Source organism: Rhodoluna sp., from assembly GCF_024641065.1.
GTDB lineage: Bacteria > Actinomycetota > Actinomycetes > Actinomycetales > Microbacteriaceae > Rhodoluna.
The window spans coordinates 108,470-119,843 of sequence record NZ_JAHEDV010000001.1 but is presented as its reverse complement, the minus strand read 5'-3'; the positions used below and the strand labels follow the sequence as shown (position 1 = coordinate 119,843).

Below are 11,374 nucleotides of genomic sequence, written 5' to 3'. Positions count from 1 at the left end.
AAAGATTTAACTCCTTAGAGGGCTGACTTGATCAGTTCGATACCAGCCTTGGCATCAGCCAGGGTCAGGGTCAAAACTGGGCGACCGAGCGAACCAAGAACCTTGGCATCACCAGCGGCCTGCGATGCAATGAGTTCACCAAAGGTGAAGTCGCGACCAGGAACCTGGATGTCTTTTTCTGCCTCAGAAACTAGCTGAAGGTAGATGCCTTGGCGAGGGCCGCCCTTGTGGTACTGGCCGGTTGAATGCAAGAAGCGCGGTGCCCAACCAAAAGTTACTGGGCGGCGAGTCTTCTTCGCGAACAGGTCGCGAAGTTCTGCTGCCTCGGCAACTGAAGTACGGTCGAGATAGGCGTGAATAGACACGTAGCCCTCGTCATCGTCAAGCTGAGCAAGCAACTGCGAGATGGCCTGGGCAACGGTGTTTGAAGAGAGGCTCAACTCAGTTGCACGAACCTCGACACCTGAGTCAGTGAACAAAGCCGGGATAACCGCGTCGCGCTGCTCAAGCATGCCACGAGCTGCAATCTTGGCCGACTCAACGTCTGGTTGGTCAAATGGGTTGATGCCGATCAAGCGGCTTGCAATGACGGTTGCAAATTCCCAAAGCAAGAACTGAGCACCGAGTGGCCCAGAAACTGAGACGGTGTCACCTGATACTGGTTTTGCATCAGCCTGAACATGCACTGCTACAAGGTCAGCTAGCCCAGAGTGAAGTTCTTGACTCTGAGGATCAAGGACAACTGGCAGAATACCCTTGCCAATCTTGCCGGTTGACTCAGCAATTAGCTGTTCAGCCCAGTCACCAAAGCCAACAATTGAGGTGCCGTCGGCAACAATTCCGATCTTGTCGCGGTTGCCCATCTCACCAGGGGTGCAGGCAAGGGCTGCGCCAAGGACGAGTGCTGGGTTCTCTGCTGAATCTGAAGCCAGGAGCTCTGAAACTGCTACTGCCTCGGCAAGGAGGGCCTTGATGTCAGCACCTGCCAAACCTGATGGTACGAGACCGAATGCGGTTAGAGCTGAGTAACGACCACCGACGGTTGGATCAGCGTTGAATACTCGGTAACCGTCTGCCTTTGCCGCTGCCTCCATGGGCGAACCTGGGTCAGTAACCACGACAATACGATCTGCCTTGTCAATTCCGGCATCGGTAAAGGCCTTTTCAAAGATTCGCTTCTGTGAGTCAGTTTCAACGGTTGAACCCGATTTTGAAGAAACAACAACAGCGGTCTTAGTCAGGTCACCGGCAAGTGCGGTGCCAACCTGGTCTGCGTTGGTTGAGTCAAGAACTACTAGTTCAACACCGGCAGTTTGGGTAATAACTTCTGGAGCAAGTGAAGAACCACCCATTCCGCAAAGAACGAAACGAGTGATGCCCTTTGCAGCAAATTCAGCGCGAAGAGCAAGGATCGGTTCAACCAGGGGAGCAGAGTCGACAGCTGAATTTACCCATCCGAGTCGGATAGAAGATTCAGATTCAGCCTCTTTGCCCCACAAAGTGAAGTCTTTGGCAGCGATTCGACTGGCTACTTTGTCAGCCACCAGCGCATCGATGTTGTTCGCTACAGCAGCAGCGGCAGTGCCGGCTACAACTACCTTTAGCGACATTACTTTGCCGCCTTCAGTGCAGTGTCAACAGTCTCAACGAGCTCGTTCCAAGAAACGATGAACTTAGCAACACCTTCGTCTTCGAGAACCTGAGTGGCGTCGTCTAATGACACACCAGCTGCTGCAACTGCGGCAAGAACTTCGCGAGCATCTTCATAGTTGTTGGTAATTGAGGCAGCAGGAACCACACCGTGGTCGTAAACAGCCTCCATGGTCTTTTCAGGCATGGTGTTGACCAGCTGTGGTGCAACCAACTCGGTTACGTACAAGGTGTCTGGTAGTGCTGGGTCTTTTACGCCGGTAGATGCCATCAGTGGACGCTGAACATTGGCGCCCTGAGCATCAAGTTCTGACCATTCAGCGGTAGCGAATGACTGCTCGAATACCTCGTAGGCAAGGCGCGCATTGGCAAGGGCTGCCTTACTCTTTAGCTCTGGGTGACCAGCAGCAACCAAACGGTTGTCAACTTCGGTGTCTACGCGAGATACGAAGAATGAAGCAACCGAGTGAATTTTAGAAATGTCGTGACCGTTAACCTTGGCTAGCTTGACACCTGCGATGTAGGCAGCGATAACCTCGCGGTAGCGAGCAAGCGAGAAGATCAGGGTGACGTTTACGCTGATGCCTTCGGCGATCACGGCGGTGATGGCTGCTAGACCTGGCTTGGTTGCCGGAATCTTGATCATTACGTTCTCGCGGTCAACCTTGGCAAAAAGTTCCTTTGCCTGCTTGATGGTTCCCTCGGTGTCGTTTGCAAGACCAGGCTCGACCTCGATCGAAACACGACCGTCGAAGCCCTTTGACTCTGCATAAACGCCAGCGAAGATGTCACAAGCGTCAGCGACATCCTTGGTGGTGATTTCAAAAATCGCGTCAACAGCAGAGGTGCCTGCAGCTGCCAGCTCAGCAACCTGAGCCTGGTAACCCTCACCCTTGGCTAGAGCACCAGCGAAGATGGTCGGGTTGGTGGTAACACCAGAAACCGAGCGGTTGGTGATTAGGTCGCGAAGGCCACCTGAGACGATGCGTGAACGGGATAGGTCATCTAGCCAGATGCTTACGCCGTTTGCGTCAAGTTGTGCGAGTGGGCTGTTAGACATGGATTTTTCTCCGTTTTCTTTGAAATCTTGAATTATTTAGCTGCGATGGCTGACTTGGCGGCAGAAACAACTGCCTCTGCGGTCATTCCAAACTCGCGGTAAAGGGTCTTAGGGTCAGCTGATGCACCAAAGTGCTCAATCGAAACACTCTTGCCAAATGGGCCAACGTACTTGTTCCAACCGAGGCTAACTCCGGCTTCAACTGAAACGCGAGCGACAACATCTGCAGGAAGAACTGAGTTGCGGTAAGCCTCAGACTGCTCATCAAACCACTCAAGGCAAGGAGCCGAGACAACGCGGGTTGAAACACCCTGAGCCTCGAGCTGCAAACGAGCAGCAACAGCGATTTCAACCTCTGAGCCAGTGGCAATCAAGATAACTTCTGGCTTTGAGTTTGCTGCCTCTAGCAAGGTGTAGGCACCCTTAGCGGTGTTCTCAGCCCCGGCATAAACTGCGCCAGTTTCGTCGGCTTCACCACGAGCATAAACCGGAAGGTTCTGACGGCTCAGGGCTAGACCAGCTGGCCCTTGGCGACGCTCTAGAACGGTCTTCCAGGCGTATGCTGTCTCGTTGCCATCAGCAGGACGAACGATGTCGAGGTTAGGAATCGCGCGAAGTGTAGCGATTTGCTCGATTGGCTGGTGGGTAGGTCCGTCTTCACCCAGTGCAACTGAGTCGTGAGTCCAGACAAAGATTGAAGGAATTCCCATAAGCGCTGCCAGGCGAACCGCAGGTCGCATGTAGTCGCTGAAGATCAAGAAGGTTCCACCAAAAGCACGGGTGCTTCCGTGAAGGACGATGCCGTTCAGAATCGAACCCATTGCGTGTTCGCGAATACCAAAGTGAAGTACGCGGCCGTACTGGTCGCCGCTCCACTCGTGAGTTGACCATTCACTAGGCACAAATGACTTTGCCTCAGCGATGGTCGTCATGTTTGAGTCAGCGAGGTCTGCCGAACCACCCCATAGTTCAGGCATTACAGCTGCAATGGCGTTGATGACTTTTCCTGAAGCAACACGGGTTGAGACTGAGCCACCATTTTCGAAAACCGGTAGAGCGGCTTCAAGACCGTCTGGTGTTTCGCCAGAAACGATTCGATCAAGCAGGTTCTTCTTGTCGGCATTTTCCGAAGCCCAGGCATCAAATGAGGCTTCCCAGGCTGAACGCTCGCGGTCAAAGCGCTCCGTGCTGCGGGTGTGCGCTAGAACCTCAGGCGCTACATCGAATGACTTTTCAGGGTCAAAGCCAAGAACATTCTTTAGAGCTGCAAGTTCTTCGGCGCCAAGGGCAGAACCGTGAATCTTTCCTGAGTTCTGCTTCTTAGGTGAAGGCCAGCCAATGATGGTGCGAAGAGTGATCAGCGAGGGCTTGTCGGTGACTGACTTTGCCTTCTGAATTGCGTCATAAAGCTCTTGCATGTCTTCGACGTAGTTGCCGGTCTTCTTCCAGTCAACAGTCTGAGTGTGCCAGCCGTATGACTCGTAACGAGCGTTTACGTTCTCGGTGAAGGCAATGTTGGTGTCATCTTCGATCGAGATCTGGTTTGAGTCGTAGATAACCACTAGGTTGCCAAGCTGCTGGTGACCAGCAAGTGAGGCAGCCTCAGCGGTAACACCCTCTTGCATGTCGCCGTCGCCGGCGATTACATAGACAAAGTGGTCGAAAGGTGATTGACCAGCAGCTGCGTTCGGGTCGTAGAGACCGCGCTCGAAGCGTGAGGCATAAGCAAAGCCGGTAGCCGATGCAAGACCCTGACCTAGCGGACCAGTGGTGATTTCAACACCCTTGGTGTGTCCATATTCTGGGTGGCCAGGAGTGGCTGAACCCCAGGTGCGTAGTGCTTTTAGGTCGTCGAGCTCTAGGCCGTATCCGTGAAGAAATAGCTGGTTGTATATAGTTAGCGAGCTGTGGCCAACTGAAAGTATGAAACGGTCGCGGCCAAGCCAGCGGTCGTCACGTGGATCGTGTCGCATTACCTTGTTGAAGAGTAGGTAGGCAACCGGTGCCAAGCTGATTGCGGTACCAGGGTGACCATTGCCAACCTTTTCAACGGCATCTGCCGCAAGCACTCGGGCTGTGTCTACTGCCTTGGAATCAAGATCGGTCCACTGGAATGCTGACAAGAGCAGCTCCTTATCTTTTTCATTTGATGCTCGGAATAATTACTTTGTTGATCCGGCGTCGTTGCCTCAAAGGGACTCTCTAATTGCTTTTTTCACGGATGAACTAAGCGCAGAGTTCTTCTGAAAGTCTACACTCCGAGGCTTTTTGAGCGTGGAGGAATTACGAAGTATGTCTTGGATTTAGACTTAGTTGAGATGTTGAAAAAAACCAAGGCTTTTGTCGCGCTAACCAAACCGCGTGTTATCGAGCTACTGCTAATTACCACCCTGCCAACCATGATTTTGGCCAGGGGAGAGATGCCTGAACTTGGCGTGGTGTTGGCGACATTGATTGGCGGTGCTTTTAGCGCCGGAGCAGCTAATGCGTTTAACTGCATTTATGACACCGACATCGACAAGATCATGGGTCGCACTAAGTCTCGACCACTGGTTACAGGCGAACTTTCACGCCGAGAAGCCTCGATTTTTTCATACCTCCTAACTTTAGTTTCAGTGTTTTGGCTGGGTCTGTTTGTCAACTGGTTGGCTTCACTAATTTCACTCGCAGCATTGTTGTTCTATGTTTTGATCTACACAATGTTGCTCAAAAGGCGCACTCCGCAAAACATCGTCTGGGGTGGGGCAGCTGGGGCAGCTCCGGTGCTAATCGGCTGGGCAGCGGTAACCAACGAGGTCGCACCTGCCGCATGGGTGCTTTTCATGGTTATTTTCTTGTGGACACCCCCGCACTACTGGCCACTAGCTGTTAAATATCGCGAAGACTATGCAAAAGCTGGCGTTCCGATGCTTCCAGTTGTTCGCGGTGACCGTGTGGTCTCGACTCAAATTGTTCTTTATAGCTGGGCGGTCGCAGCCTGCACACTATTGCTGATTCCGGTTGCCGGAATGGGGATCATCTATTCGGTTGCAGCAATCGTCGGTGGCGCCTGGTTCATTAGAGGCGCTTATAAAATTCATGCCCAGGCTAGAGCCGGCGAAATCACTAAGCCGATGCCGCTGTTTCACCTGTCGAACCTGTATTTGACCTTGCTTTTCGTGGCTATCGCGGTGGACCCGCTGCTCCACTTTTAGAAACTAAGCATCTGCTTTCAGCTCTTTCAAGCGAGCTAGAGATTCATCGCGCTCTTTAGCATGATCCAAAATAGGCGCTGGGTATCCATTGGCCAAACCATCGATCAACAACCATGGTTCGTGCACCGCAGCCCCCTCGATGTGTGCCAATTCTGGAATGTACTTGCGTACGTAATCTCCATTTGGGTCAAACTTGAGCCCCTGAAGAATTGGGTTAAATACTCGGTAATAGGGCGATGCATCGGTGCCACAACCAGCAGTCCACTGCCATCCGTGTGCATTTGAGGCTGGATCAAAGTCGCTCAGGTTCTCTTCGAACCAGGCTGCGCCCTGTTGCCACTCGAGATGCAGGTCTTTCACCAGAAATGAGGCCACGATCATACGAACGCGATTGTGCATCCAACCGGTTTCAAGCAATTGACGCATGCCAGCATCAACCATCGGAAAACCTGTTTTACCGGCCTTCCAAGCTTCAAATTTTTCATCGGCAGAAGCGCCGGTGTCGTAGCGCATTTCAGCGTAAACGGGGGAGTAGTACTCGGTAACTGTGTTTGGGTTATGCCACAGCACATCGGCGTAGAACTCACGCCAGGCAATTTCTTTTCGAAAAACGTTTTCGCCGGCCGAGTCACCTAGACGATCAAGAATCGTACGCGGATGGATCTCACCAAATGCAAGGGCATGAGACAGGTGAGATGTTCCGGAAAGGTCGGCACGATTTCGATTCTCGTCGTATCCGTTCAGTGCACGTGCTTCGAAGCGTGCCAGCGTATGAAGTGCATATTGTTCGCCAGCTTTGACGGTAAAAGGTGCCGGTTTTGTCGCTTCCGGCATCTGGTGGGATTCGTCGCAGCGCAAAAATTTTGCACCTTCGGCGAGCGCCTGCGGACGTAACCAACCCAACGCGAACCAATTTTTGAAGAACGGGGTGTAGACACGGTAGGGAGTTGCATCTGGTTTCTTTACGCTTCCCGGAGCGACAGCGTAATAGCTATCGTCTAGCTTTAAGAAAACACCCTTGTCTTTCAGTGCAAGACCGACCGCGTTTTGCTCAGCCACTCCGGCAGGGTCAAAGGCTCGAGTTGCGTGAACAGTTAAAGCACCTTGAGTCAAGGCAAAAGCGGTGAGAGTCGCAGCTACATCACCATTGAGCACGGTCAGTTGGTTCTCTAGCGACTCATCTAGGGACTCGAGCGAGGCAACCAGCGAATGTTGCCTGATGCCTGCTAACTCGAAGAAGTCTGTGGAATTCAGAGCGTAAGCCGGCCAAACAATCGAATCACCATCGTCTTTGGCGCCGGCGATTGCTGAATTCAGCGCCAGGTTGTCGGCAAGCCGAAGGTCACGTCTAAACCAAAAAATGCGCGCCATTAGTTTGAACTGGCAGTCTTGCCACGGATGGCCAGCCACTGAAGAGTTAGAAGTGCGCACAGTGTCGCTGCACCAAGCATGTGAAGCGCTACCAATACCGGAGGAACTCCGAGTCGCGCTTGGGCTACACCAATCAGCGCTTGCGCTATTGAGATGCTTAGCAGCAGGCCGCTCACCTTGGTTTGATAGCTGGCTTTCGAAGCACAGCGATCACGGCGGTAAAGCAACCAGACCTGAATCACTATCAACGCCACCATCAGGTATGCAGGGTAGCTGTGTAGATGCTGCCATAGCCCTAGATCGAGCCCATTTCGGATGCTCTCGGCATCTCCAGAATGTGGGCCGGCACCAGTTACAAGAACGCCTACCAACACGGTTATTGCACCAACAATTGCAATTGGTGTGGCTGTTAACCAGGTTCCACGGCTGACTGGTGAATGTTCCGGCGGTAGCGCGCGAAAGAACAACAACGCTGCCATGGCAATCATGTAACCACTTAGTACAAAGTGAGCACCAACGAACCAAGGATTCAAGTTACTCAAAACAGTGAAACCACCGAGCACAGCTTGGGCCGGAATTCCAAGCCCAAGGATTAGGGCTGGAATGAAAAGACCCTTACGGTGCTGCCTGCCCAGTCGAACAATAGTGACAAAGGTCAAAACCGCGATTAGCGCTAGCACGAAGGTCAAAAGCCGGTTGGTGAACTCAATAACGCCGTGGATACCCATCTCTGGCACATTTACCAGTGATTCATCCGTGCATTTTGGCCAGGTAGGGCAGCCCAGACCTGAACCAGTGAGTCGGACTACGCCGCCCGTAACCACAATCAAGATCTGTGAAACCAGTGAGGCCCAGACATAAAGCGGAATTCGAGCAGCAGAAAACAGTGGCGAATTCGCAAGAACTGAGCGCAACTTCGTAATCACAGGTAATAGTGCCTTTCAGTGCCGCTTTGGGCTTTCTTATTGAGAGCCTTCAAAGTAAACTTGTGGATAGTTTCAACTATTTCTCGATTGCGATGAGGCAATCTTGAGAACTTTCCTGAATCAATCTTCGCACAGGCATTCATCGCCGCCGCGGGGAATAGATGCATGTGAATTAGAGGTTGACACTCAAGAATTTGACGGACCGAGATAACCACTCGACTCCGAAGCAAAATAAGGGAGGCCGGCTTGTCCGACATCATCATTGACCGCCCCGAACTAGACAGCCTTGGCGTCTATGAGTTCGGTTGGTCTGACAAAGACACCGCAGGAGCAACTGCTCGACGAGGCATCAGCGAAGAAGTCGTTCGCGACATTTCGGGCCTAAAGAGCGAGCCAGCCTGGATGCTAGAGCGTCGCCTAAAGGGCTACGAATTCTTTGGCAAGAAGCCAATGCCAAGCTGGGGTGCTGACCTTTCAGGCATCGATTTTGACAACATCAAGTACTTCGTTCGTTCAACCGAGCGCCAGGCAACTACCTGGGAAGAGCTTCCTGAGGACATCAGAAACACCTATGAGAAATTGGGTATTCCTGAGGCCGAGCGCAGCCGTCTGGTTGCCGGTGTAGCCGCTCAGTACGAATCTGAGGTGGTTTATCACCAGATTCGCGAAGACCTTGAGGCACAGGGCGTTATCTTCCTTGACACCGATACCGCTCTAAAAGAGCACCCAGAAATCTTCCAGGAGTATTTCGGAACCGTTATTCCAGCTGGCGACAACAAGTTCGCTGCCTTGAACACCTCAGTTTGGTCAGGTGGTTCATTCGTTTACGTTCCTAAGGGCGTTCACGTTGAAATTCCACTTCAGGCTTACTTCAGAATCAACACTGAAAACATGGGCCAGTTCGAGCGCACCCTGATTATTGCCGACGAAGATTCATACGTGCACTACATCGAAGGCTGCACCGCACCTATCTACCAGTCAGACTCATTGCACTCAGCTGTGGTCGAGATCATTGTCAAGAAGGGTGCACGTGTTCGCTACACGACCATCCAAAACTGGTCAAACAACGTCTACAACTTGGTAACCAAGCGTGCCATCTGCCACGAGGGCGCAACCATGGAATGGATCGACGGAAACATTGGGTCGAAAGTAACCATGAAGTACCCGGCCGTTATTTTGGCCGGCGAATATGCCCGTGGCGAAACCCTTTCGGTCGCCTTTGCTGGCGAGGGTCAGCACCAGGATGCTGGCGCAAAGATGATTCACCTTGCACCTCACACTTCATCATCGATTGTTTCAAAGTCGATCGCGAGAGGCGGTGGCCGCACCTCATACCGCGGTGAAATTCGCGTAATGCCTGGTGCACACCACTCGGCAAACACTGTTCGCTGCGACGCCCTGTTGGTTGACACTATTTCTCGGTCTGACACCTACCCGGCTGTTGATGTTCGTGAAGACGACGTCTCGATGGGTCACGAGGCAACTGTTTCGCGCGTCAGCGAAGAGCAGTTGTTCTACTTGATGTCTCGTGGAATGCCTGAAGACGAAGCTATGGCGATGATTGTTCGTGGTTTCATCGAGCCAATCGCCAAAGAACTACCAATGGAATACGCACTCGAGCTGAACAAGCTAATCGAGATGCAGATGGAAGGGGCTGTCGGCTAGTGACAACCGCAACCGAAGCCGTCAAAGACGGCGCAGTTCAACACGGCCTTCAGGCTCACAGCCACGGCGCCGGAGTACCAATTCAAACTCGCAACGAACGCATGCGCTCGACTAACGTTGCTGATTTTCCTCCGGTTACCCCTCGCGAAGAGCAGTGGCGTTACCTTCCGGCAGCACGCCTAAAGGGTCTCGACGCAGACTCACTGAGTGAATTCGTTGGTGACCTAGAGGTCAAGCACAGCGACGGCGTCACAACATCTTGGGTAAGTTCTGACCACCCAGCTTTTGGCGCAGCAGGAACCCCTGAGGAGCGCCCAAGCGCTGCCGCTTGGGGTTCTGCAGAGCAGGCCTACCTGATAACTCTTCCGGCCGAGCAGTCGTCAGAGGTTCAGATTGCTCTCACTTCTGAGTCAACCGAACCAAGCGCGCTTCACCTAATTATTGAAGCCAAGCCGTTTTCAAAGGCGAGCGTAATTCTTGACCACAAGGGTGACGCAATTCTGGGCGAAAACGTAGAGATTATTGTTGGCGATGAAGCAGAGTTGACCGTAATTTCGATCCAAGACTGGAACGAAGAGGCTGTTCACGCCTCAACTCAGTTGGCCAAGCTTGGTCGCAACGCCAAGCTAAAGCACCTGGTCGTTAGCCTTGGCGGCGAGACCGTTCGTGTATCGACTTCGGCCGAGTTCACTGCACCAGGAGCCGAAGTTGAGCTACTTGGTATGTACTTCGCAGATTCCGGTCAGCACCTCGAAAACCGACTATTTGTTGACCATGCAGTTGCAAACTGCAAGTCTCGAGTGACCTATAAGGGTGCTCTCCAGGGTGAACAGGCACACACCGTCTGGGTTGGTGATGTACTTATCCGCATGGCAGCCGAGGGTACCGACACCTACGAGCTAAACCGAAACCTATTGCTAACTGAGGGCGCTCGAGCTGACTCGGTACCGAACCTAGAAATTGAAACCGGTCAAATTGCCGGCGCAGGTCACGCGAGTGCTTCTGGCCGCTTTGACGATGAACAACTGTTCTACTTACAGGCTCGTGGCATTCCTGAGGCTGAAGCAAGACGTCTAGTCGTGCGCGGTTTCTTGAACGAGATCATTCAACAAATTGGAAACGAAGAAATCGAAGCCCGACTAACCGATGCAATCGAGGCAGAACTAGCAAGGAGCGACTCATAATGGCCATTCGAATTTGCACAGTAGATGACATTAAGGCTGGCAAGGCCATCCGTGTAAAAGTTGGCGAACTTGCTATTGCCATCGTAAAAACCAAAGCTGGCGATGTTTATGCGATCGACGACAAGTGCTCTCACGGCGAGATTTCGCTGAGCGAGGGCTTCGTTGGCAAAGACAACACCATTGAGTGCTGGGCCCACGGTGCCAAATTCTCACTTGAGACCGGCGAGGCGCTAACCCTTCCGGCTTATGAACCAGTTGCCACCTACGAGGTGCTCATCGAAAACGATGAGATCTTCCTTGAAATCGACTCAGAATAATCAGCCC

The 11,374-nt window shown here is 52.5% G+C and carries 9 protein-coding genes; 4 read left to right on the top strand and 5 right to left on the bottom strand.

From position 1 onward, the window contains the following. Nucleotides 1-14: 14 nt before the first annotated feature. From Q0L26_RS00580 to tkt, 3 genes are read right to left on the bottom strand one after another with little or no spacing between them, the layout of a single operon-like run. Nucleotides 15-1,610 carry a glucose-6-phosphate isomerase gene (locus Q0L26_RS00580; RefSeq protein WP_296646016.1) on the bottom strand — a complete coding sequence of 532 codons (1,596 nt, stop codon included), beginning with the start codon at nucleotides 1,608-1,610 and terminating at the stop codon, nucleotides 15-17. Beyond that, complete coding sequence (gene tal, locus Q0L26_RS00575) at nucleotides 1,610-2,710, bottom strand: transaldolase (RefSeq protein WP_296646014.1); 1,101 nt, start codon at nucleotides 2,708-2,710, stop codon at nucleotides 1,610-1,612. Before tal ends, Q0L26_RS00580 begins: the two co-directional genes overlap by 1 nt. A gap of 32 nt (nucleotides 2,711-2,742) precedes the next feature. Continuing rightward, on the bottom strand, nucleotides 2,743-4,833 hold the full coding sequence (tkt, locus tag Q0L26_RS00570; RefSeq protein ID WP_296646013.1) for a transketolase: 2,091 nt from the start codon (nucleotides 4,831-4,833) through the stop codon (nucleotides 2,743-2,745). A 195-nt stretch (nucleotides 4,834-5,028) separates the two neighbouring features. Here tkt and Q0L26_RS00565 point away from each other — a divergent pair, with 195 nt between their 5' ends. Then, entirely contained in the window at nucleotides 5,029-5,904 is an 876-nt protein-coding gene (locus Q0L26_RS00565) for a heme o synthase (RefSeq protein WP_296646011.1), read from the top strand. A gap of 3 nt (nucleotides 5,905-5,907) precedes the next feature. Here Q0L26_RS00565 and Q0L26_RS00560 read toward each other — a convergent pair whose 3' ends face one another. Then, complete coding sequence (locus Q0L26_RS00560) at nucleotides 5,908-7,275, bottom strand: deoxyribodipyrimidine photo-lyase (protein WP_296646008.1); 1,368 nt, start codon at nucleotides 7,273-7,275, stop codon at nucleotides 5,908-5,910. After that, nucleotides 7,275-8,201: a COX15/CtaA family protein gene (locus Q0L26_RS00555; protein ID WP_296646005.1), complete on the bottom strand. Its 927-nt coding sequence runs from the start codon at nucleotides 8,199-8,201 to the stop codon at nucleotides 7,275-7,277. Before Q0L26_RS00555 ends, Q0L26_RS00560 begins: the two co-directional genes overlap by 1 nt. Before the next feature lie 246 nt (nucleotides 8,202-8,447). On the opposite strand from Q0L26_RS00555, the gene sufB reads away from it, so the two are divergent. The 3 genes from sufB to Q0L26_RS00540 are packed head-to-tail and all read left to right on the top strand — an operon-like array spanning nucleotide 8,448 to nucleotide 11,367. After that, entirely contained in the window at nucleotides 8,448-9,866 is a 1,419-nt protein-coding gene (sufB, locus tag Q0L26_RS00550) for a Fe-S cluster assembly protein SufB (RefSeq protein WP_296646001.1), read from the top strand. Next, entirely contained in the window at nucleotides 9,866-11,050 is a 1,185-nt protein-coding gene (gene sufD / locus Q0L26_RS00545; RefSeq protein ID WP_296646000.1) for a Fe-S cluster assembly protein SufD, read from the top strand. The genes sufB and sufD overlap by 1 nt, the downstream gene beginning before the upstream one ends. Next, nucleotides 11,050-11,367 (top strand): non-heme iron oxygenase ferredoxin subunit, encoded by a 318-nt coding sequence (locus Q0L26_RS00540; RefSeq protein WP_296645997.1) that lies wholly within the window; start codon nucleotides 11,050-11,052, stop codon nucleotides 11,365-11,367. The genes sufD and Q0L26_RS00540 overlap by 1 nt, the downstream gene beginning before the upstream one ends. The last annotated feature ends 7 nt before the right edge of the window (nucleotides 11,368-11,374 follow it).